The sequence below is a fragment of the Marinobacterium lacunae genome, assembly GCF_000705555.1.
Classification (GTDB): Bacteria; Pseudomonadota; Gammaproteobacteria; order Pseudomonadales; family Balneatricaceae; genus Marinobacterium_D; species Marinobacterium_D lacunae.
In genome coordinates, this window is the sequence record NZ_JMQN01000059.1 from 36,707 (window position 1) to 58,742 (window position 22,036).

General features: G+C 56.2%; 19 protein-coding genes. 11 read left to right on the forward strand and 8 right to left on the reverse strand.

The features are described from left to right. Positions 1 to 9: 9 nt before the first annotated feature. On the forward strand, positions 10 to 864 hold the full coding sequence (locus tag ADIMK_RS19735; protein ID WP_036191833.1) for an urease accessory protein UreD: 855 nt from the start codon (positions 10 to 12) through the stop codon (positions 862 to 864). Here ADIMK_RS19735 and ADIMK_RS19740 read toward each other — a convergent pair. Both ADIMK_RS19740 and amt read right to left on the reverse strand, forming a co-directional pair. Further along, positions 809 to 3,502, reverse strand: coding sequence for a glycosyltransferase (locus tag ADIMK_RS19740; RefSeq protein WP_051693158.1), 2,694 nt, complete (start codon positions 3,500 to 3,502; stop codon positions 809 to 811). The genes ADIMK_RS19735 and ADIMK_RS19740 overlap by 56 nt on opposite strands. 85 nt (positions 3,503 to 3,587) lie before the next feature. Then, a complete protein-coding gene (amt, locus tag ADIMK_RS19745) occupies positions 3,588 to 7,001 on the reverse strand; it encodes an ammonium transporter (RefSeq protein ID WP_036191836.1) in 3,414 nt (1,137 codons plus the stop codon). A 283-nt stretch (positions 7,002 to 7,284) separates the two neighbouring features. Here amt and ADIMK_RS19750 point away from each other — a divergent pair, with 283 nt between their 5' ends. The 10 genes from ADIMK_RS19750 (at position 7,285) to ADIMK_RS21540 (ending at position 16,614) form a co-directional block, all read left to right on the forward strand. Continuing rightward, positions 7,285 to 8,136 carry a MurR/RpiR family transcriptional regulator gene (locus tag ADIMK_RS19750; RefSeq protein WP_231517103.1) on the forward strand — a complete coding sequence of 284 codons (852 nt, stop codon included), beginning with the start codon at positions 7,285 to 7,287 and terminating at the stop codon, positions 8,134 to 8,136. Between the two features lie 241 nt (positions 8,137 to 8,377). Beyond that, the gene (alc, locus tag ADIMK_RS19755; RefSeq protein WP_051693160.1) at positions 8,378 to 9,388 is read left to right on the forward strand and encodes an allantoicase; all 1,011 of its coding nucleotides are present in this window, start codon (positions 8,378 to 8,380) and stop codon (positions 9,386 to 9,388) included. 76 nt (positions 9,389 to 9,464) lie between these two features. Then, a complete protein-coding gene (gene ureA / locus ADIMK_RS19760) occupies positions 9,465 to 9,767 on the forward strand; it encodes an urease subunit gamma (RefSeq protein ID WP_036191839.1) in 303 nt (100 codons plus the stop codon). A gap of 10 nt (positions 9,768 to 9,777) precedes the next feature. Beyond that, a complete protein-coding gene (locus ADIMK_RS19765; protein WP_036191844.1) occupies positions 9,778 to 10,083 on the forward strand; it encodes an urease subunit beta in 306 nt (101 codons plus the stop codon). A gap of 26 nt (positions 10,084 to 10,109) precedes the next feature. Then, complete coding sequence (gene ureC, locus ADIMK_RS19770) at positions 10,110 to 11,813, forward strand: urease subunit alpha (RefSeq protein ID WP_036191847.1); 1,704 nt, start codon at positions 10,110 to 10,112, stop codon at positions 11,811 to 11,813. A gap of 47 nt (positions 11,814 to 11,860) precedes the next feature. After that, a complete protein-coding gene (gene ureE / locus ADIMK_RS19775) occupies positions 11,861 to 12,328 on the forward strand; it encodes an urease accessory protein UreE (RefSeq protein ID WP_036191850.1) in 468 nt (155 codons plus the stop codon). 36 nt (positions 12,329 to 12,364) lie between these two features. Then, a complete protein-coding gene (locus tag ADIMK_RS19780; RefSeq protein WP_036191852.1) occupies positions 12,365 to 12,607 on the forward strand; it encodes a HupE/UreJ family protein in 243 nt (80 codons plus the stop codon). A gap of 6 nt (positions 12,608 to 12,613) precedes the next feature. Then, positions 12,614 to 13,279 (forward strand): urease accessory protein UreF, encoded by a 666-nt coding sequence (locus ADIMK_RS19785; protein ID WP_036191855.1) that lies wholly within the window; start codon positions 12,614 to 12,616, stop codon positions 13,277 to 13,279. Between the two features lie 44 nt (positions 13,280 to 13,323). Then, positions 13,324 to 13,944 (forward strand): urease accessory protein UreG, encoded by a 621-nt coding sequence (ureG, locus tag ADIMK_RS19790; RefSeq protein ID WP_036191858.1) that lies wholly within the window; start codon positions 13,324 to 13,326, stop codon positions 13,942 to 13,944. 306 nt (positions 13,945 to 14,250) lie between these two features. After that, a complete protein-coding gene (locus ADIMK_RS21540; RefSeq protein ID WP_051693161.1) occupies positions 14,251 to 16,614 on the forward strand; it encodes a putative bifunctional diguanylate cyclase/phosphodiesterase in 2,364 nt (787 codons plus the stop codon). 146 nt (positions 16,615 to 16,760) lie between these two features. Here the strand turns inward: ADIMK_RS21540 and ADIMK_RS19800 are convergent, their stop codons facing one another. The 6 genes from ADIMK_RS19800 to ADIMK_RS22010 form a co-directional block, all read right to left on the reverse strand. Then, on the reverse strand, positions 16,761 to 17,090 hold the full coding sequence (locus tag ADIMK_RS19800; RefSeq protein WP_036191860.1) for a hypothetical protein: 330 nt from the start codon (positions 17,088 to 17,090) through the stop codon (positions 16,761 to 16,763). Positions 17,091 to 17,180: 90 nt separating this feature from the next. Next, complete coding sequence (locus ADIMK_RS19805) at positions 17,181 to 17,816, reverse strand: response regulator (RefSeq protein WP_036191863.1); 636 nt, start codon at positions 17,814 to 17,816, stop codon at positions 17,181 to 17,183. Continuing rightward, positions 17,809 to 19,914 carry an ATP-binding protein gene (locus ADIMK_RS19810; RefSeq protein WP_051693163.1) on the reverse strand — a complete coding sequence of 702 codons (2,106 nt, stop codon included), beginning with the start codon at positions 19,912 to 19,914 and terminating at the stop codon, positions 17,809 to 17,811. Before ADIMK_RS19810 ends, ADIMK_RS19805 begins: the two co-directional genes overlap by 8 nt. Before the next feature lie 237 nt (positions 19,915 to 20,151). Continuing rightward, positions 20,152 to 21,246, reverse strand: coding sequence for a BMP family ABC transporter substrate-binding protein (locus ADIMK_RS19815; RefSeq protein ID WP_036191866.1), 1,095 nt, complete (start codon positions 21,244 to 21,246; stop codon positions 20,152 to 20,154). Between the two features lie 27 nt (positions 21,247 to 21,273). After that, positions 21,274 to 21,753: a xanthine phosphoribosyltransferase gene (gene gpt, locus ADIMK_RS19820; protein ID WP_036191869.1), complete on the reverse strand. Its 480-nt coding sequence runs from the start codon at positions 21,751 to 21,753 to the stop codon at positions 21,274 to 21,276. 99 nt (positions 21,754 to 21,852) lie between these two features. Further along, complete coding sequence (locus tag ADIMK_RS22010) at positions 21,853 to 22,026, reverse strand: hypothetical protein (protein WP_156043014.1); 174 nt, start codon at positions 22,024 to 22,026, stop codon at positions 21,853 to 21,855. Between the last annotated feature and the right edge of the window lie 10 nt (positions 22,027 to 22,036).

Here is a 22,036-nt window from a genome sequence, read left to right on the forward strand (position 1 = left end):
GGAGAGTCGATGAATCAGGCGGTAAACGCCCAGGGGTGGCAAGCGCTTTTAAAGCTGCAGTTTGCTAAGCGTGCTGAGCGGACACGGATCGTTTCGCGAGAGCGGCGTGGGCCGCTTGCGGTGCAGCGACCGTTCTATCCGGAGGGTGGGGTATGTCATACCTACTTGTTGCACCCACCCGGAGGCGTGGTCGGTGGCGACAGCCTTGATATTCAGGTGCATGTTGAATCCGGGGCGCAGGCGTTGATCACGACGCCTGGGGCGACCAAGTTCTACCGCTCGGGGGGGCGTCTTGCCACCCAGATTCAGACCCTCAGTGTGGCCAAAGGCGGCATGCTCGAGTGGATGCCGCAGGAGAACATCTTCTTTCCTGACGCCAATGCCCGGATCGAAACTCATATAGCGCTGGAGCCGGGCGCAGCGTTTATCGGCTGGGATATACAGTGTCTCGGACGTCCGGTGAATGATGAGCCCTTCGATATTGGCAGCATGGCAAGCGCGACACATATAAGCATCGACGGAGAGTTGGTTCTAATTGACCAGTTGCGTACCGAAGGGCGCGCGCTGCTCGATGCTGCCGCAGGATTGCGGGGCTACCCGATGCAGGCATCGCTGTTCATTGTGCCGGGTGAGGCGTGTCGCGTATCGCTTACTGACTTGCTCGAGCATATTCGTGAGTCGATTAGCAGCGTGGATTCGATAGCGTTGGAGGTGGGGGCTACGCAGGTCGACGGTGTGCTGGTGGTGCGCGTGCTTGGTCAGCGTACCGAATCGATCCTGCGGCTGTTTACGGCGATCTGGCGACGTGTCAGGCCGGAGATATGCGCTTTGGATGCGGTTCCGCCTCGGATCTGGTCCACTTGACCGCGCCGTTCATCCCCATGTCGCCGAGTAGATCATTGAGAATTCGCTTCGGCGAATAATCCAGGCAGCGTGCCAGTGCCCCTACACGCAAACGTCCCTGGTAGGCGGTATTGTCCAGATATTCAATGGCACAGGAAGCCATCTCCTTCCGGTCCTCGGCGAGCAGTCCGCTTCGGCCGTGACGGATGATCGATTTTGGACCCTTGCAGTTGTAGGCAAGCGTTGGCAGGCCTGAGCTCATCGCTTCCAGAATGACACAGCCAAAGGTGTCAAAACGCGAGGGCAGCAGCAGAAGGTCGGCCTGTTGATACAGCTGCGGGATCTGACTCTGCTCTACCCATCCAAAGAAGTTTGCCTCGGGGGCTGCCTTGCGCAGTTTCTTTTCTGCCGGACCGCTGCCAGCGATCCACAGTTGGGTGTTGGGGTGCTGTTTTTTCACCCGCTCCCAGATGTCCGGCAGATCCATCACGCCTTTCTCTTCGCTCAGGCGTCCGACATACAGCAGTATCGGGGCTTCGTTGTGCGGCCTAGGCATGAGGCTGGCGACCTCGGAGCCTACGCCCGCCCAGTGTGCGGTGAGCTTGACCTGCTCGTCGGGTAGCGCCATCTCGGGGCCGGTCAGCCACTCGTGGTGATCTTCATTCAATACGAATGTACCGTCGAACTGCTGATAAAAGGCGCGGATCAGTCGACGAATACGATCCTGCGCGTGGTTATCCAGCCCGGTCTTGCGGCTCAGGAACTCCAGCCAGTCAGTGTGCATGTAGAACCATGCAGGCACCGAGTATGCCTGCTTCAGATAGAGCGCAATGGGCCCCATGCATAACTCGGTTGAACAGATGATGCGGTCATAACCGCCACGCTCGAACAACTTTTGCACTTCCAGCAGGTCGGGTACGTGTATCGTCTGCTCACCAAGTTGATTGAAGTGGAAGGCTGTGAGCGGACGTATGACCTGCAGGTTGGGCTGTGATTTCAGTGTCGGGTGGCAGACCAGCAGGTCGATCGGTAGTTGATGTTTCTGTACCTGCGTCAGCATGTCGCGCAGCGCCGACGATACCCCGTTACGGTCCACAAAGGTATCGGTGAGCCAGAGCACACGCTGCGGGTGGCGGGTAGCGCCCAGTTCGCCGGCCAGACGATCAAGAAATGCGCGGTTGGAGTAGAGCACACGGGTACTGGCGAAGGCCGCGCCGGCCAGTACGGCCGCCGAGAGTGCGGGGAAGGTCAGCTTGTCCATTAGCTTGCCGATGTTCACCTGCGACATGTCAGGCCCTCCGCTGCGTTCTCCCGAGAATAGGGCGCGAAAGTGCGTTGGTACCTCCAACAGGCGTACAAGCTCGTCAATGGGCATGTCGCTGAGGTTGTCATGATCGATCTTGGCGATCTGTTCGTGCATCCGACTGAACAGCGTATGGCTGATCTGACGGTGAAGCTGGGGAATCGCCTCACGCAGCACTTCAGGGAAGCGCTCCGGCTCGTGGCGCTGCGTACGGGCGATCTGCTTGATCAGCTTGAGCGTTGGCTTAAATTCGCGGGAGACACCAAGATTGACCAGCAGGCTCGGCTTTCGACCTTTCAGTGCCTGATGAAAGGTTTCCAGAAAGGTCAGGGTGTATTTGTGCCGGCGCAGCTCCTGCAGCAGATTCGAGAGCGCCAGACATAGCATTTTGTCCTTGAGCGGCCCCTTGTGCAGCAGCATGCGAAGAAGCCCCGGATCTTCCATGTTGAGTACGACTTGCGCGAAGTAGTCGAGGAAGGTGGTGGTGAGCTTCTCCTCCTCGCCGACAAAGCCGTAGGGAGCGGTGCGGCCCTCGTAGATCGCTTCCAGCGCAAGCCTCGGCAGTGTTTCGCCGGCTTCAAGACGCTGTTTAAGGTTAGGCACGTTCAGCAGCGTGCCACAGCGACCGGCGAAAAGACCGTTATGATCGTCTGAGCCGCCGGTGAGGGTCTTACGGTAAGGATCCCGGCAGTATTCACGCGGGTTGATACCGTGCTTGCGTGACCAGGCGTTGATGCGCTCGGGCGTCAGACTCTCGATCCAACGAAGCGTAAGCAGATTCTGCCAGTAACCGCGCTGCCCGTTGAGCACCTCGAACCGTTCAAAGAGCAGGGCAAAACGCTCCAGTACGTCCGGATTGACTTCACGTCCGTGGGTGTAGAAAAACAGCGGGTGCGGCAACACGGTGGGCAGCTCTTCGCGCTTTGCAAAGGCGCAGAAAGCATAAATATCGTGGCGCAGATCGTTGAGGGTGCGCTCCTGCTCGCGGTTGAAACCGTAGATCAGTACATGCACGCTCAGCTCGTCACCGGGGAAGTGACAGGTGAACTCGGTGCCGGTGAGGACTGTCTTTTGCTGCTCCTGAAGCGTCCAGCAGGAGCGGGCGTTATTGTGATTGGTAACGGTAATCAGGTCGGTACCGGCCCGCTCAAGGGCTTCAACCAACTCGTCCGTTTTAAGCCAGGTTTCCGGCAAGCGCAGCAGGCGTCCCCAGAGCTCATCCGGCACATCACTGTTGTAATCATGACAGTGCAGATCGATGCGCAGGGTTTCGTCCGGATTGAAGTTGGTAGCGCAATCTTCGAGAAACGCTTCGTATTGATCGCGGATATCCTGATAAAACGGGGAAGGGGTCATGCGTGGGCTCCGATCTGTCATTACGCCCGCGCAGTGTATTGCGTTTAGGTTTCGCTCAGGTGACAGCGTGCCTGTCTGGAAGGGATCAGCGTGGCATCACTCGTACCCGCCCGAGCTGCTCAAGGGGCTTTGGCTCGCTGATCAGGTATCCCTGAGCGAAATCCACGCCGATCTGCCGCAATAGCCCCAGCGTTTTCTTGTCTTCAACGAATTCGGCCACGGTTTTGAGCCCCATGATGTGGGCGATATTGTTAATCGAGGCCACCATGGCCTGATCGATCTCGTCGTTGGCCATGTCACGTATGAAGATGCCGTCGATCTTGAGGTAGTCAACCGGCAGTTTTTTCAGATAACCGAAGGAGGAGAGGCCGCTGCCGAAATCATCCAGCGCAAAGTGACAGCCGAGAGAGCGAAGCTCGTCAATAAAGCCATGAGCGGCCTCGGGGTCCAGCATGGCGGCGGTCTCGGTGATTTCGAAACAGAGGTAATGCGCGGGAATACGGTGGCGCTCGATGTCGGCCTTGATCCGTTCGAGGCACTCGCTGCTGCCGATGGAGGCGCCGGAGAGGTTGATTGCGCAGTGAAGGGGGCTGTTATCGGCATGCAGGCGATCACCCAGCCACGCAAGCGTATTGGAGATGACCCAGCGGTCGATACTGGGCATCAGATCGTAGCGCTCGGCCGCAGGAATAAATGCACCGGGCGGAACAAGCTGATCACGCTCATCGAGCAGGCGGATGAAGATCTCGATGTGCGGCACCTGACCGGGTTCTGAAGAGAGCGGCTCGATCATCTGGTAAAACAGGCGAAAGCGGTCGCTATCGATCGCTTGCTGAATGTGCGCCGCCCACTGCATCTGACCCTGACGCAGTGTAAGCTCCTCGTCGTCCGGCTCATACAGGTGGACTCGGTTACGCCCCAAATCTTTCGCAGCGTAGCAAGCGGAGTCCGCGATGCTGAGCAGCTCATCGAGTGAGGGACAATCAGGGCCAAAGGGCACCAGCCCGATACTGACACCGACCGAGAAGATCTGATTTTCCCAGGAGAAACGGAACTCCTTTATCGCTTGGCGCAGCTGCTCAGCGATCAGGCGCCCCTGCTCAACGGGGCAGTTGGCAAGCAGGATGCCGAACTCATCGCCGCCGAGCCGAGCCAGCGTGTCGTTCTGGCGTACCAGGGGCTTGATCTCCTGCGCTAACTGGCGAAGCAGAGCATCGCCCGCCCGGTGGCCGCAGGTGTCGTTAACAAGCTTGAACTGGTCCAGATCGAGATAGCAGATCAGGTGCCTACTGTTGTCGGCTCTGGCTGATGTTATCAAGTGTTCTAGTCGGCGCTCGAATTCACGCCGATTAACAAGCCCGGTGAGTGCATCGTGAACGGCCTGGAATGTCAGTTTGGCCTGCAGTTCACTGTTCTGCGTAATATCCTGCATCGCCACCACCCAACCCACGGGTGCGCCGTGGGCATCACGCAGAGGTGCACAGTTAAACTGAACCTGTGCCCGACGCCCGCGTACGCCGATCAGGCTTAATTGCCGGTACTCTCCGGCAGGGCTGCTTTCCCTACACAGTGTCGCAATCGAGATGTTATCGCCGGACGCGTCCTGAAGGCGTACCACCTGATCGATCCCTTTGCCGAAAGCATCGTTGACGTGCCAACCGGTCATTGCCTGTGCAACAGGGTTGAGGTAGACGGTGTTCAACTGGGCGTCACAGGTGATAACGGCTTCGGTTATCGCCTCCAGCGTGACCTGCGCCAGTTCTGAGTGGCGATGCACTCGCTCCTCCATCTTCTTGCGCTCGCCGATATCGCGAATCACGGCACTGTACTGAACCCCTTCATCGGTGGGGCTCGCCGATGTCATCACCTCTATGGGCGTTGTCTCTCCGTTGCCTTTGTTGCCGATCAGCTCGTGGGGGCCCTCACTCTGGCTGGTCGCGATCAGCGGGAACAGCCTATCGAGCGTCGTGTTGGGGTAAAGCGCAAGGCACTCTTCATGCAGCAGCGTGCCGACGGGTTGGCCAACCAGTTGGTGGCTCTTGCGTCCGAATATCTGTTCGGCACCGGGGTTCACACTGGTGATGATGCCTTGCTCGCTGAAGGTGATTACACCGTCGCGCATATCTTTGAGGATGAGTCGGGTGCGGGAGACCATGCGGTTGAGCTTGGACATGACCTGGTTGTATTTCAGTGCGATCTGTCCCACTTCGGTGAAGGGTTCAACCGGTACGCGCTGATTCATATCGCCGCTTTTTTCCTGCTCGTTCATGGCGTAAAGCAGGTCGGTCAGCTCCGTGGCTGCACCATGCTCCGAACTGTTTAGGCCTTCGTTCTCGGCAGCATGGGATACACGCAGCGGCATGAACTGGCGCAGAACCCAAAGAAAGATGAACGTCAGGGTGAACGCCCAGATGCCGCAGATCACAATGCCTTTTACCTGCGCCAGAACTTGTCCACTCCAGTCGAGTCCCGTGCCCAAAATATCTGGATCGCCGAAAATGCCGACTGCCAGTGTGCCCCAGATACCGGCACCGAGATGCACCGGAGTGGCAGAAATCGCATCGTCCAGTTGGAGCCTGATCATCACCAGTTCCATGCCGCGCATGCATAAGGCGCCAACAGCGCCGATCAATGCCGCTTCTGTAGTGCTCACAGCATGGCACCCTGCCGTAATCGCCACGAGACCTGCCAGCGTTCCGTTGATCGTGAGCTGAGGGCTCTGGTTGTCCTGGCGTTTGCCCAACCCCATCACCATGCCGCTCATGCCGCCCACGGTAGCGGCGATCAGGGTGTTTACGATAATGCCGGGAATTGCAGTGGAAAATTCCAATGTGCTTCCGCCGTTAAAGCCGATCCAGCCGATAATGAAGAACATCATGCCAAGCATGGCAAACGGCAGGTTACTGCTTGGTATCGACTGTGGCTTGCCGTTTACAAAACGGCCGTGACGCGGCCCAATCATGATAATCGCAGCCAGCGCCACCCAACCTCCCAAGCTGTGTACGACGGTGCTGCCAGCAAAATCGATAAAGCCCTGGGCTGCCAGATATCCCGGCTCGCCATTCAGCGAACCTCCCCAGGCGAGATGTCCGAACAGCGGATAGATCATCACCGCTATGAGTGCAGTGAGCAGTATGTAGGTGGCAAAGCGTGTGCGCTCGGCGATGGCCCCGGAGAGGATAGTGGCCGCTGTTGCGCAGAAGGTGAGTTCAAAGAAGAAAAATGCGGCTACCCAAAAGTCATGTTGGCTGAAATCCGCGGCAAGCAGACTAATGTCGGGCATTGCGCCATCGTAACGGCCGAACATCAGACTAAAGCCCACCAGCCAGAACAGCACGGTCGTCACCAGCAGGTCGAAGGCGTTTTTAAGCGCGACGTTGATCGCATTTTTGCTACGGGTGAGACCCGATTCCAGACAAAGGAAGCCTCCCTGCATCACCAGCACCAGGACAGCTGCTAACAACAACCAAAGCGCGTTGAATGCTTGATGATCTGACACCTTGGCTCCCCTTCCTTTTCTTCAGACCAGACTCTTGCCTTACTTTCCGTAGCTTTTTGGCAGCAATTTGTACGCCAATTTATAGGCTGAATTAGGTATAAAGGTGTAAAGAGGAACCGGTGCTCGATGATACGGTGATGAGCAATATCAATTTGCTGTGTTATATGGATAGGTGTCGGGTCTTTAATATCAAACGAGATGCCATTTCACGTAGAGGGTTCAGCATCTCATTCAGGGTCGCTAGTATACGTGCATGAAAACCGCCGCCTGTCTGGAGTCTGCCGTGAAACATTCGTCGATCGACCAAACGTTGCGTGAGCAATACGACCAGCTTACTCCAAGGGAGCGACTGTTGGCCGATTTTATCCTTGCGCACCCGCAGGATCTGGCGCTGTTCAACACCGCCGAGCTTGCCCGAATGTGCGGCGTGAGCAAAGCGACGGTTTCGCGTCTGTTCAAGCGCCTTGGCTTTTCCTCCTTCAGGGAGGGCAGAACACTCGCTCGCCAGTTGCGTCATCAGGGGGTGCCGGTGGTCGAGGGCGGCAAGCGTCCCGCTGCATTTGACGCCCATCTACGTCAGGAAGAGTTCAATCTGCATCAAATGTTTCAGGGGCTCACCCATGAGAGGCTGGAGTCTTTTGCTGACGCACTCGCAGATGCCCGGAGGGTGGTCGTCATCGGGTTTAGAAACAGCTACCCCGTGGCACTGCATCTGCGCCAGCAACTGATACAGGTGCGCCCCAATGTCCAGCTCCTGCCCCAGCCAGGACAGTCGCTAGGTGAAGATCTGGCCGACCTGGCGGCAGAGGATATGGTCATCCTGGTTGGGTTCAGACGGCGTCCACAGGGCTTCGACACGCTGCTGAGTAATCTAGCCAGACGCGATGTAAAGCTCGCGCTGGTGGCCGATTCGTCATTGGTTCAGGCCGGGCAAAAAGCACACTGGTGGTTCGAGTGTCCGACAGATTCACGCTCGGCATTTGACAGTTACGCCACGCCAATGTGCCTTGTGGCGCTTATGGCCAACTATTTGCTCAACGCTTCACTGGAGTCCGGACGGAGTCGCATCGCCTCGATTAGTCACCAGTATGCGGCGCTTGATGAACTGAGTTTGAACAGCCCTGAATTGGACTGATTACCTCAAAAAAATGCACCGTAACAGTGCTCATGATGGTGCACGTGCACCGCAATAATGCCGTTTGGAAACTTCACAAAACATTTGTGTTATTTCGGTTGTTTGTGAAACCAATGTTGCATTATAAATTATTTGAAACAAACGCTGCGTTCGAGTTTTGACGTCCTTTGGGTGCGCTTGTACCTGCTATGTTTTCTTCACCTGAAACTCTGTTGCCCTCACCCGATTAAGGAGCTCTGAATTGGACTATATCGAAGCCAAACCCTGTGAAGCACTGCCTGAATTTACTAAGGGAGCTCTCAATCTTGCCGACCCAAGGCTGGGTGCTGAGGTGCTCGCCTCAAGCGATCAGTTTTTCGCACCGGCCGAGCGCATGCTCTCGCCTGAACCTGCACGTTTCTACCCAGACCGTTATGACGACCACGGCAAGTGGATGGACGGCTGGGAAAGCCGCCGCAAACGCGGGCAGGGGCATGACTGGTGTGTGTTGCGTCTGGGTGTTGTAGGCTCGATTCGCGGGTTTGATATCGATACTTCGTTTTTTACCGGCAACTACCCACCGGGGGCGCAGGTTGAGGGCTGCTACCTGCCTGACTCAAATCCGGATGAGACGACCCAATGGACGACGTTGACCGGTCCTGTCTCTCTGGGCCCTGATGCTCATCATCTGGTGCCTTGCGACAGCGATGAAAGCTGGACCCATCTGCGCCTCAATATCTTCCCGGATGGGGGCGTGGCACGCTTGGTGGTGTATGGCGATCCGGCAACCGTGTTGGAGGACGGAGCGCAGGTGAATCTCGGCGCACGCGAGTCCGGCGCACGTGTGCTGGCCTGGAACGATTCCCACTACGGCGATCCCAGCAAGATTCTGTTACCCAACAAGGGCATCAACATGGGAGATGGCTGGGAAACCCGCCGTCGACGTGAACCGGGGAACGATTGGTGTTTGATCGAACTCGCTGCCCCCGGCATCATCGAGCGCGTTGAAGTCGATACCGCTTTTTTCAAAGGAAACTATCCTGATAAGTGCTCGATTCAGGCGGCGTACATGCATCGCTCAACCGATGAGTCGCTCATCACACAGAGTATGTTCTGGGAGGAGTTGCTGCCTCCGCAGGCACTGGCGGCCGATAGTGTTCATACCTTCAGCGGCGAGTTGGTCATGAAGGATGCCGTTACCCATGTGCGGCTGAATATTTTCCCGGATGGTGGGGTCAGCCGTTTGCGACTGCATGGCCGTGTTGTCAGGTAAAAAAGAGGCTACCTCTTTGTTTTGGAACGCTCTTTGCTTTCCAAATTCCGAAGCCCAAGCGAATTAGAGGACGATCATGGATCTGTCACCCAGAGAGAAAGATAAGCTGTTGCTGTTTACTGCTGCCCTGTTGGCAGAGCGACGCAAGGCGAGGGGGCTTAAGCTGAACTATCCAGAGGCTGTCGCCTACATCAGTGCAGCGATACTCGAAGGGGCCCGTGACGGGCGCAGCGTCGCTGAGCTGATGGATTACGGCCGCACGCTGCTCTCCAGTGACGATGTGATGGACGGTGTTGCCGAGATGGTTGCCGAAGTTCAGGTCGAAGCGACCTTTCCTGACGGTACCAAGCTGGTCACTGTTCACGAACCGATAGTCTGACGGAGGCACTATGAAACCCGGAGAGATTCTTACAGAGCCTGGCGATATCGAGCTGAACGCCGGTCGCGAGACAGTGACTATCGAGGTGTCCAATACCGGTGATCGTCCGGTTCAGGTGGGCTCCCACTATCACTTTTTCGAAGTGAACGACGCGTTGGTGTTCGAGCGTGACAAAACGCGCGGTTTCCGCCTCAACATCGCGGCCGGAACCGCCGTACGTTTCGAGCCGGGACAGAGCCGCACGGTGGAGCTGGTGGCATATGCCGGTGCCCGCGAGGTATACGGATTCCAGGGCCGGGTCATGGGTGCCCTCTAAACACGTCGATATCTAGGAGCTCAACAATGGCAACAATTTCACGACGTGCCTACGCCGAAATGTTTGGGCCCACCACCGGAGATCGTGTCCGGTTGGCGGACTCGGAGCTTTTGCTCGAGGTGGAGAAGGACTACACAACCTACGGCGAGGAGGTGAAGTTCGGCGGTGGCAAGGTGATCCGAGACGGTATGGGGCAGGGGCAGCGTCCAAGCGCCCGGACCATGGACCTGGTGATCACCAACGCATTGATCGTCGATTACTGGGGCATCGTTAAAGCCGACATCGGCATCAAAAGTGGCCGTATTGCCGCCATAGGCAAGGCAGGCAACCCCGATATCCAGCCAAATGTCGACATTTCCATCGGTGCCGGGACTGAAGTGATCGCAGGCGAAGGCCAGATTCTGACAGCCGGCGGTATCGATTCACATATCCATTTCATCTGTCCGCAACAGATTGACGAGGCGCTGTGTTCCGGTGTGACCACCATGATTGGTGGCGGTACAGGCCCTGCGACCGGCACTAACGCCACAACATGCACGCCTGGCCCCTGGAACATCCACCGCATGTTGGAGGCGGCCGATTCGCTGCCGATGAACCTCGGCTTTTTGGGCAAGGGCAATGCCAGCGCCCCAGAGGCGTTGCGTGAACAGGTAGAAGCGGGCGCCATTGGCCTTAAACTGCATGAAGACTGGGGTACTACGCCGGCCTCCATCGATTGCTGCCTGTCGGTGGCCGACGAGATGGATGTTCAGGTGGCGATTCACACCGATACTCTGAATGAATCCGGTTTTGTTGAAGCCACGCTCAAGGCGATCGATGGGCGTGTTATTCATACCTATCACACCGAAGGCGCTGGCGGTGGTCATGCACCGGATATCATCAAAGCATGTGGTGAGTCGAATATCCTGCCATCGTCCACCAACCCGACCCGGCCTTACACCGTCAATACGGTGGATGAGCATCTCGACATGCTGATGGTGTGCCACCATCTTGACCCCTCGATTGCCGAGGACGTGGCCTTTGCCGAGTCGCGTATCCGCCGTGAAACCATCGCCGCCGAGGATATCCTGCACGATCTGGGCGCGTTTTCGATGATCTCGTCCGACTCTCAGGCGATGGGTCGGGTAGGGGAAGTGATTACCCGAACCTGGCAGACCGCACACAAGATGAAGGTTCAACGTGGTGCGCTGGACGGTGATTCATCGCGCAACGACAACAACCGCATCAAACGCTATATCGCCAAATACACCATCAACCCTGCGCTGACCCATGGTATTGCGCATGAGGTTGGCTCGGTTGAAGTGGGGAAACTGGCTGATCTGGTATTGTGGAAGCCCGCGTTTTTCGGCACCAAGCCGAGTATGGTGATCAAGGGCGGTATGATTGCAGTGGCCCCGATGGGGGATCCAAACGCGTCTATACCTACGCCGCAGCCGGTGCACTACCGGCCGATGTTCGGCAGTCTCGGGCGCGCGGTGCAGAGCACATCAATGCTGTTTCTATCACAGGCGGCACTCGCCGCCGGTATTCCGAGCCAGTTGGGGCTCGAGAGTCTCATCGGCGAAGTGCGTGACTGTCGAACCGTCACCAAGGACAAGATGGTACTCAACAGCTACCAACCGAAGATCGAGGTGGATTCGCAGACCTACGAGGTGCGTGCGGACGGTCAGTTACTGGTCTGCGAGCCTGCGACTGAACTTCCGATGGCCCAGCGTTACTACCTGTTCTAAAGGCGAGAACGTTAATGCGCCTTTGAATAAAGGACCTGTAAAACAATATGATACGACTTATTTCAAAAGTTGAAGGTGAAGCGGTGCCGACGGGCCGAGTATGCCTGCCGATCGATTCCCGCATACGCAGCCGATTGCGTGTCGAACTCGAAGACGGACGCGAGGCCGGGCTGTTTCTGCCGCGCGGACTGATACTGCGTGGCGGCGATCGGCTGCTGGGCGAGAACGGTGAAGTTGTCGAGGTGATTGCAGCCGAAGAGTCGGTTTCAACGATCAGAAGCGAGAATACATTATTGCTGATGCGCTGCGCTTACCATCTGGGTAACCGCCATGTGCCGCTGCAGGTCGAGTCCGTCCTGCTTCGCTATCAACACGACCATGTGCTGGATGACATGGTGCGCGGACTGGGTGCCGAAGTCGACGTGGAAATGGCACCATTCGAGCCTGAAGCAGGGGCTTATGCCAGTGAGGGGCATGGGCATCATCATTCGCACGGGCACACTCACTCGCATTGAAAACAGAACAATGAAGGGACTAAGGGGATATCGTTTATGAAAAATCTGAAGCACTGTTTTGCCGTTTCGGCCCTGATTGCGCCGGGCGCTGCTTTCGCACATGAGGGTGAGCACGCGGGTTCTTTCTTTTCAGGCCTTGGCCATGTGCTGACCGAGCCTGATCACCTCGCAATTGTTTTCGCTTTAGCCGCGGTGCTGGGTACGTTCGTCTGGGCACGGCGTGTAATTGCCAAGAAGGCCAAGGCACGCAGTAAGCGTGCGGCACGCGTACAGGAGTAACCCACTGTGCTGGCCGATCTGCGGCTCTATCAGCTGATCAGTCCTGCGCTTCCGGTTGGTGCATTCACATACTCGCAGGGGCTGGAGTGGGCGATTGAATGCGGCTGGGTTTCGGATAAGGAGAGCCTGGGCAACTGGCTCGGTTCGGTGTTGGCCCACAGTGTGGCAACCCTTGAGGTGCCGGTGCTTGCACGCCTGGTGTCGGCGCTTGAAAAGGAGGACCTGCAGGCGTTTGCCGGCTGGTCCCGTTTCTTGATCGCCAGCCGTGAGACTACCGAGCTTAGGGCGGAAGAGCGTCAGCGTGCCCAGGCTTTGCTGCGACTTTTGCCTGCACTGGATGTAGATGTCCCCGAAACTCTTAAAGCGGCTGTCGGTCAGACGCAGCTGGGTGGTATGGCGCTGGCAGCTCGGCACTGGGAGATCGACTGTCGCAGTCTGTGCAGGGGCTATTTATGGAGCTGGCTTGAAAACGCCGTGATGGCAGGCGTAAAACTGGTGCCGCTTGGGCAGACAGACGGCCAGCGATTGTTGATGGCGCTGTCAGATCAACTCCCTACACTCTTGGACGATGCGTTGCATCTTGATGATCGTGCGATCGGCAGTTCTACGCCTGCCATGGCGATTGCCAGCAGTCTGCACGAAACACAGTATTCGCGGCTGTTCCGGTCTTGAGACCAGCAGCCTGGCGGAATGAACCTATCAGGTAGAGATATCTTATGAGCGATTACAAAGCGCCTTTGCGCATCGGAGTCGGCGGCCCCGTGGGCTCAGGAAAAACAGCACTGCTCGAAGTGCTGTGTAAAGCGATGCGGGATCAATACAGCATCGCCGTGGTTACCAATGACATCTACACCCAGGAAGATGCGAAGATTCTTACCCGGGCCGAAGCGTTGCCTGAGGATCGCATAGTCGGTGTCGAGACCGGTGGGTGTCCGCATACGGCTATTCGTGAAGACGCGTCGATGAATCTCGCAGCTGTCGAAGACCTGGCGCGTCTTCATGGCGATCTAGACGTGGTTTTTGTAGAGAGCGGTGGCGATAACCTCAGTGCCACGTTCAGTCCAGAACTGGCTGATCTGTGTATCTATGTCATCGATGTTGCTGAAGGGGAGAAAATACCTCGCAAAGGTGGCCCAGGAATTACCAAATCCGACCTGCTGGTCATCAACAAAATTGACCTTGCCCCCTATGTCGGTGCCGATCTTAACGTGATGGAATCCGACACCCGTAGAATGCGCGGAGAGCGCCCGTTTGTCTTCACCAATCTCAAGGAGGGCAAGGGCTTGGAGGAGATCATCGGGTTCATTGTGCGCCAGGGAATGCTGGACGCAGCATAGGCCAAGAGTCCAACGGCTATTGGACATTCGAACAGTTGTAATTCTTGTACACACGCCGCATTATTACGATTCGCTGGTGAATTGGACGCTCGCGTGAACTCGCGACGAGACACCAGCGCCGTCAATTCCGGATTGCACAAAACTATAAAAATCAGGATCCGACATCTATGCTGTTCGATGCTCGACAAGCAGCGGGAGTGCTGTTTTTAAAACAGGACTGCGGTTGTTCGTTTGAGCGCTTTTGCGCTTCTTCATCCATAGCTGTAGCCTCACGGCTTTTATCCGTCCGTGAAAGGGGAGTCGGTAATGTCGGCTAACCCTCCACCGCTACGTCCTTACCGTCCGGCGCATATAAAGCTCTCCTTCATCATTATCTGCTGCATCCTTGTTGTGCTAGGTGTGAGTTTCCTCTACACCGCGTACAACGCCCATGATGATTTCAAATACGAACTCGACGATCGCTTCAGCAAACTTAAAGGCTATTCCGATGTGCTGAGTGAGTCGGTTGCAAACGAGGACGGACTTCAGATTCTCAAGTTACTGGAACTGGTCCGCGTGGATCCGGACGTGTTGCGTGTAGAGGTGCTTGATGCGGATGTGCGGCCGATTGCAAGCAGCGAATCGGAGGAGTATGGCAAGGTTCAGGTCGAGAGTCGGATCGTGCTACCTATTACCGAGGATGGCTCGGACGTGGGTTGGCTTGTGGCCGAGGTCGGGGCGAAAAGCTTTTACCAGCAGCAAAGTACCCGCGTACAGGATAGCCTGCTAACACTCTTCCTGGTCGTTGCAACAGTGGTGGCGTCTCTGCTGATCTATCAGGCTCGATTTGTTAATCGGCCATTGCAGCAACTGTTGGGCGCGATCAGCCGTTCACGTGAAAGCGGCGAGTTTGTGCGTGTTGGCAGCAAGGTACCCAATGATGAATTCGGCATCATTATCAAGGCATACAACGAACTGCTTGAAGAGGTGGATACGAAACACCGCTCCCTCAAGGAGAGCGAGAGCCGCTTTCGCCATCTGTACAACCAAACGCCGGCACTTTTGTTCAGTCTGTCTCCCACCGGCGTCATCGAAAGCGTCAGCGAACACTTTCTCAATCAACTGGGGTATGACGCAATGGCCATTGTAGGCCGCCCGTTGACCTCGTTGATGAGTGAACGCGCCGAGCGTCCCCGTATCGATAAACTGCTGGTCGAAATATCGATGCAGAAAACCGCACAGGCGTATCTGCAAATTCGTAACGGCTCTGGCGAGATACACTCCATGCGCATCGATGCCACCCGTCGTCCGGACGGCAAAGGGGCGCTGGGGGTGATGACCGATATCACCAGTCTTGATGAAGCGCTGAGCACAATCGAGCGACAAGCGAATTTCGACGCCCTGACAGGCCTGCCCAACCGGCACTTTTTCAAGCTGCTTGTTGAGGAGCAACTGTCCGACGAGGGGCCCAAGGATGGCAGGGTGGCGCTGCTGTTTGTCGATCTGGACCGCTTCAAGTACGTCAACGATACCTATGGTCATCAAACAGGTGACAAGCTTCTAAGCGCTGCTGGCAAGCGTATACAGGCCTCCTTGCCGGCGGGCGACTTCGTTGCACGTCTCGGGGGCGATGAGTTCGCCGTGCTGGTGCACGGTGACGTCGATGACGCGTCTCTGCTTCAGTTGGCTCATAAACTGATCAAAGAGCTTGAAGGTTCTTTCCTTATCGATCAATGCACCATGCATATATCGGCTTCGATCGGTATCGCGATCAAGTGCAGTGATACCTGCACCCCTGATGTGCTGCTCAAGAGTGCGGATTTGGCCATGTACCGCGCCAAGTCAGAGGGGCGCGGACGGGCCTGTATCTTCGTTCCAGAGGATGAGCAGCGCACCCTGCATCGCGTCAATACGGAGTCGATGCTGAGGGAATCGATCCAGAACGGCTACTTCGAGCTTTACTACCAGCCGGTATTTGCCATGGGCACCCAACGAATAGTTGGTGCCGAAGCACTCGTCCGGCTCAGGCATCCCGAGCGGGGCCTGCTTGCGCCTGGTGAATTTATCGACGTAGCTGAGGATACTGGGCTGATCGTGCAGCTCGGCGAGTGGGTGCTTGAAGAGGGCTTGCGTCAGTTGAGCTTCTGGCACAGGGATTACGACAGCAGCATTTATCTGTCGATCAACGTGTCGAGCAAGCAGCTACAGGACAACCGCTTTGTCCGAACGTTGGAGATGATGCTTAGCCGTTACCGTATTAAGCCTGGATTCCTGATCCTCGAGATTACCGAGACGATGCTGATGCACAATACCGACCACACGCTGGAAGTGATGAACCGGCTGAAACGTTTGGGTTGCCTGCTCTCCATTGATGACTTCGGTACCGGTTACTCATCTCTGAGTTACCTGCAGAAATTTCCGCTCGATATCCTTAAGATTGACCGCTCCTTTGTGACCGATATCGATACCAACAGCACGCACAATGCACTGGTCAGCGCCATTATCACCATGAGCAAAGCGTTGAACCTGAGGGTGATCTGTGAGGGAGTTGAAACCGAGCAGCAGCTTGAGACGCTTCAGAACATGCGTTGCCAGATGGGGCAGGGGTACTACTTCTCGAAACCGATTCCGGCAGACCAGTTTACGTTGGGCTACCTGTGCGGCGCGCTCAAGACCCCTTCGGCAAGTTAAAAAAAACCCGCCAACGTGGGCGGGTCATAAGCCGTGATTACCGAAGGCACTGAGTGCGTCTCTCCGGTGAAGCCTGTCAAAGCAAAACCATGATAATGCGAATCAGTATCATTAGCAAGTGCAAATAAGATAATTATCGTTTCTGGTTAGTCAGGGCGGTTTCGTCCCTCAGAGTAAGGGCGGATTCCCTCATACAGAGTCGTGCTGTCAGATTCTGCACGCATGCGTCTGAGCTCTCTGTTGTCGGTGTCTTCAAACGTGAATTGTCCTGCGGTATTCAATAGCGGTGAAGACCCCATTTCGACACGCCGCGCACCTCGTCGGGTTTGCTCAGTTGCGTAATCGCTGTCCAGCAATGGATCGTCGCTGTAGCGGCGCTCGGTTGGGAGGAGGATTGCCAGGCAGAATACGGCAACGGCGACAGCCAGGATGCCCTCAATTGCATACCAACGGCCATGAATGATCATCGTGCTCATGATTGTGTCCCCTCGGGTTCTTATGTGTGTCCTGCGGGTTAAAGCGTAGAAGTGGGCGCGAGGGGCAACCATCCCCAAGATAGGGGGGTATTAAGAAAGGCCGCGTTCTAGCGCTATGCGTGTAGCCTCTACGCGCGAGGAGATCTTGAGTTTTCGGTAGATCGATTTGATATGGTCGTTGGCTGTGTACACCGATATATCGAGTTCTCGGGCGATCGCCTTGCGAGACGCACCCTGGGCAACCAGTTTCAACACTTGCTCTTCGCGAGCGGTCAGATGCGCATCCACCGGCTTTAGTGCCGGGCCAAGTCCGTTGAAATAAGAAACGACCTTGCTGGCCATCGCGGGCGATAGGGGCAGGTGTCCATCGAGAACGCCTTTTAGGCCCGCGGCCAGCTCAACGGGCGAGTCCGTCTTAAGGAGGTAACCCTGTGCACCGCCGCGCAGCGACTCGAACAGGCTGGCATCGTCATCGGCAACGGTGGCCACAACACAGACAGTGGACTGCGCTTCACGCCGGATACGGGCCAAAATTTCGATACCGGATCCATCAGGCAGGTTTAAATCAAGAATCGCCAACTGATAGCGTTGATGATCGAGGTAACCGTTTGCTTGTTCCAGCGATACCGCAGCATCGACCTGAACCTCACCAAATGCGCGCTGCAACGCCATCTGCAACAGGGCGCGCGAGGGTTCGTAGTCTTCCAATAAGAGAACCCTATCCATGCTCAACCTCGCAAGGGCGTTTCTGCGGCGGGGACTCTGGCGAGGATTTCAGCCTCAGCGTGAAACAGCTGCCTTGACCAGGCTCTGACCTGACCTCAATGCTGCCACCACCTGCAAGTATCAGCTTTCGGGCATTGTAAAGGCCCAGCCCGTAACCATAGCGCGAGGTGCTCTCGGTGTGTAAGCGGGAGTGCTTGTCGAAGATGTGGACCAACTGATCGGCCGGAATGCCCACGCCGTTGTCCTCGACTTCAATAACGTCATGCTCTCCCGTCTGGAAACTGCGGATACGGACGCGGGGTGTTTGCTCTTGATGCGTGTATTTAATGGCGTTGCTTACCAGGTTGACCAATACCTGCTGAAGCGCGAACCCGTTGAACCAAATCGTGCGTTGGTCACATTGAAGATCAAAGCTGACCTCGCGCTCCTTGATCAGCGTGTCGAGTTGAATGCGCGTGTTATAGACAAGCTCCAAAAGATCGATGGTTTCGGCTTGGTGTACCTCGTTGCTGGCTCGCGCGAAATTGAGCAGTTCACGGATAATGCGTAGCGCATCTTCCGATGAGCGTCTGATGCGTTCGACATACTCTTGTCTATTCTGGTGATCGTCACCGTCTACATCGATCATGGCCGCGTATGAGCGGATGGCCGATAGCGGATTTTTGAGGTCGTGGGCGACCAGATGATCGTAGGCACTGAGCTCCTCGTTGGCTGCTTCAAGTTTGCTGTTGGTCTGCTGCAATATCGCTTCCTTGAGCCTTAACGTATCCATGACGTGGTTATAGGCCATACCGATAATGCCGGTTTCGGTGAACTGGTCAGAGGGCGCTTTACTTGAAAGGTTGCCGGTATCCGATTGGTATTTCATGAACGCGATCAGCTCATACAGCTCGGTGGTTGCCCCATGTTCACTGATATTGAGCCCCACGCTCTCATCATCTGCCGGTACGCGAAAGGGGGCCAGAGCGTTAATGGCACGAATCGAAACGTAAGCCGCACCGAATGCCCAGACAGCGATAAACACTATGCCGAACAGCTGTGCCTGAATCTGTCCGGCTCGGGAGAGTCCACTGCCAATGATGGCCAAGTCACCAAAAAGCCCGGCTGCGAGCGTACCCCAGATGCCGGCTGCCAGATGTACGGGCACGGCACCGACCACATCGTCGAGTCTGAATCGCAACAGCAGTCTTGAGGCTAAGAGCACGCTGAATGCGGAGCCGGCGCCAATTACGACCGCTTCCAGAGAACTCACGCAGTTGGCGGACGCGGTTATACCCACAAGGCCGCCAAGTGCACCGTTGAGCAGGTCTTCTACGGAGGGCGCTCCGCCTCGGCGGGTAATAAGTAGCAGGGTAATCACGAGGGAGGCTGAACCCGCAATCAGGGTATTGCTGAGAATAATTCCTATATCTGAGCTGAAGTTATAGGCGCTTCCACCGTTAAACCCCATCCACCCGAACCAGAGAATCAGCACGCCCAGTGATGAGAGCGTAAGATTACTGCCCTGAATCGGCCGTACCTCTCCATTCTTGCCGAAGCGGCCCAAACGGGGCCCTACAACGATCACCAAAGCGAGCGCGACCCAGCCCCCGGTTGAGTGAACAATCGAAGATCCTGCGAAATCGTAGAAACCCAGTGATACCAGATACCCCTCGCCGTTGTGAATCAGCAGCCCACCCCAGCCGGCGTTGACGGCAACGGGGTAGATGAGTCCCGCTATTACGGTGACCAGTACCGGGTACATGATAAAACGCAGACGCTCAGCAGCGGCGCCCGAGACGATGGTGCAGCAGGTGCTGCAGAACACGGCCTGAAACACGAAGAAGGCGTTCAGGTGGTTCTCGGTCGACTGAAAAAGGTAGAAGTTGTCGGCAAATGACAAGGGATTGGTAAAGGGAACACCAAATGCGATAGAAAAGCCCACCAGCCAGAACAGAAATATGGAGGTTGCGTTGTCGCAGATGTTTTTCAGCGCCACATTGATGTTGTTCTTCGAGCGCGTAAGACCGGTTTCAAGGCAGAGAAATCCCGCTTGCATGATCCAGACGAGACAGGCACACAGGAGTACCCAGAACACGTCGATATCGTCGATAGTCATCTATGTCGGTCCCTGAAAGCTCTGTGTCCAGCGGTGCTGGATGCGTTACGCTGGCGGCGCCGTGAGCATCAGTTTAGCCGGTTTTTAACCTTCCTATTTTTGCGGGTATGAAATAGGTGAGCTGATCTATACGAATGGTCCCTTTCGCCTTGCGAGTGTTGTTGAATAGAGACGGCGTGAGAGAGGGGGGGAGAAAAAGGGCCACCCGATGGCAGCCCTTGAATCGCAGGAGTAGGGTTATTTCGGCAGCTCGCCGTTCACACCTTCGACGTACCAGTTCATTTTTTCCAGTTCGTCCCAGCCAAGCACTTCGCCTTCAGCGACCTTCAGTTCACCGGCCTGATTCTTGATCGGGCCCGCAAACGGCTGCACGCTTCCATCCTTGATACCGGCAATCAGCTCCTCTGCCTTGGCCACGACGTCGGCCGGGATCGCGTCGTTGAATGACGGAATCACAATCGCGCCTTCCGCCATTCCTTCTACCATCGGAGTGCTTTCCCAGCTTCCGTCCATTACTTTCTGGGTTTCAGCGATATAGTGCGGGCCCCAGTCATCGATAACCGACAGCAGGTGGGCGTTAGGACCGAAGCCGGACATATCCGATGCCTGACCCACTGCATATTTGCCACGGCGCTCAGCCGCCTGCATCGCGGCAGGGCTGTCGGTGTGCTGAAGAATGACATCGACACCCTGATCCATCATTGCGTTTGCAGCATCGGCCTCTTTACCCGGATCGAACCAGCTGTTGACCCAGATGATCTTGAGCTCAGCTTCGGGGTTGTACTTGTTCAATGCCAGCTGCACGGCGTTAATGTCACGGATAACCTCGGGGATCGGGAAGGACGCGATATAACCGATCTTGTTGCTCTTGGTCATCTGCGAGGCGACATAACCGGCCACATAACGGCCCTCGTAGGTTTTGCCGATGTAGGTCGCGAGGTTTTTGCTCAGCTTGTAGCCAGTGGCGTGCTCGAACTTAACCTTGGGATACTGCTTGGCCACCTTGACTGTCGGGTTCATGAAACCGAAAGAGGTGGTAAAGATCAGTTCATGGCCGCTCTGTGCGAGGTTGCGGATAACGCGTTCGGCATCGGCGCCTTCCGGAACGTTCTCGACATAGGTCGTTTTTACCTTGTCTCCGAAGTGCTCTTCCAGCGCCAGTCGACCCTGATCGTGCTGGTACGACCAGCCGTGATCGCCAATCGGGCCTACATAGACGAAACCAACCTTCAATGGCTCTTCGGCTAACGCCTGCCCGCCAAACATTGCCGCACCCAGTCCTATGCCGGCGGCGATGCCGGTCAGCAGTTTATTGAATTGACGACGTTTCATGCAGAGATCTCCTTAGCGTTGTGCTATCTACTTTTCTTGATCTGCAAGGGGCGTGGCGAAGGTGTAGGCCATGTCCCAGGGAAACCGAATCCAGGTATCCTGGCTGACTTCGGTAATGAAAGTGTCGACCAGCGGTTTGCCCGCAGGCTTGGCATAAAGCGTTGCAAAGTGTGCTTTTGGGAGCAGTTCGCGAACATAGCGCGCGGTTTTGCCGGTATCGACAAGATCGTCGACCAGCAGCATCCCTTCACCATCACCTTCGACGGTTTTCAGCACATTCAACTCACCCTGTCTGGCCTGAGTACCGCCTTTGTCGCTTTTGCCATAGCTCACCACACAGATGGTATCGATCAGACGAATATCCATCTCGCGGGCCAGAATTGCAGCCGGTACCAGCCCACCGCGGGTGATAGCGATGATCCCTTTCCAGGGGCCTTTGTCGAGCAGTCGCAGTGACAACGCGCGTGCGTTGCGATGTAGCTCGTCCCAGGACACCGGGAAATCCATCTGGTATTGATGGCTCACTATGATTCTCCTCCTCAATGAAAGGGGTAAATTCTAACCATTCGGTCAGGATTATCCAGCGCTGCACCTGTCATAGTTTGGTCACCAGCCCCCGCCAACCATAACCGCATCAGCCCTGCGAGCGCCACATAACAACAGCGCGACCAGTTCTACGATTTTGCCGCCGTGAACCACCAGCCCATCTCGGGCGTCCTGATCGTTCGAGGTGTGTATGGCAAGCGGGTGGGCGAGCAAGACGCGCAGGTTTGATGTCATTTAAAAAGTA

Excerpts from the sequence above, each read along its gene's own strand:
- ureE (WP_036191850.1), top strand. The coding sequence starts at position 11,861 with ATGATACGACTTATTTCAAAAGTTGAAGGTGAAGCGGTGCCGACGGGC.
- ADIMK_RS19805 (WP_036191863.1), bottom strand. The coding sequence starts at position 17,816 with ATGGATAGGGTTCTCTTATTGGAAGACTACGAACCCTCGCGCGCCCTG.
- ADIMK_RS19800 (WP_036191860.1), bottom strand. The coding sequence starts at position 17,090 with ATGAGCACGATGATCATTCATGGCCGTTGGTATGCAATTGAGGGCATC.
- ADIMK_RS19815 (WP_036191866.1), bottom strand. The coding sequence starts at position 21,246 with ATGAAACGTCGTCAATTCAATAAACTGCTGACCGGCATCGCCGCCGGC.
- ADIMK_RS22010 (WP_156043014.1), bottom strand. The coding sequence starts at position 22,026 with ATGACATCAAACCTGCGCGTCTTGCTCGCCCACCCGCTTGCCATACAC.
- ADIMK_RS19765 (WP_036191844.1), top strand. The coding sequence starts at position 9,778 with ATGAAACCCGGAGAGATTCTTACAGAGCCTGGCGATATCGAGCTGAAC.
- ADIMK_RS19735 (WP_036191833.1), top strand. The coding sequence starts at position 10 with ATGAATCAGGCGGTAAACGCCCAGGGGTGGCAAGCGCTTTTAAAGCTG.
- ureC (WP_036191847.1), top strand. The coding sequence starts at position 10,110 with ATGGCAACAATTTCACGACGTGCCTACGCCGAAATGTTTGGGCCCACC.
- ADIMK_RS19740 (WP_051693158.1), bottom strand. The coding sequence starts at position 3,502 with ATGACCCCTTCCCCGTTTTATCAGGATATCCGCGATCAATACGAAGCG.
- ureA (WP_036191839.1), top strand. The coding sequence starts at position 9,465 with ATGGATCTGTCACCCAGAGAGAAAGATAAGCTGTTGCTGTTTACTGCT.
- ureG (WP_036191858.1), top strand. The coding sequence starts at position 13,324 with ATGAGCGATTACAAAGCGCCTTTGCGCATCGGAGTCGGCGGCCCCGTG.
- ADIMK_RS21540 (WP_051693161.1), top strand. The coding sequence starts at position 14,251 with ATGTCGGCTAACCCTCCACCGCTACGTCCTTACCGTCCGGCGCATATA.
- ADIMK_RS19810 (WP_051693163.1), bottom strand. The coding sequence starts at position 19,914 with ATGACTATCGACGATATCGACGTGTTCTGGGTACTCCTGTGTGCCTGT.
- gpt (WP_036191869.1), bottom strand. The coding sequence starts at position 21,753 with ATGGATTTCCCGGTGTCCTGGGACGAGCTACATCGCAACGCACGCGCG.
- ADIMK_RS19780 (WP_036191852.1), top strand. The coding sequence starts at position 12,365 with ATGAAAAATCTGAAGCACTGTTTTGCCGTTTCGGCCCTGATTGCGCCG.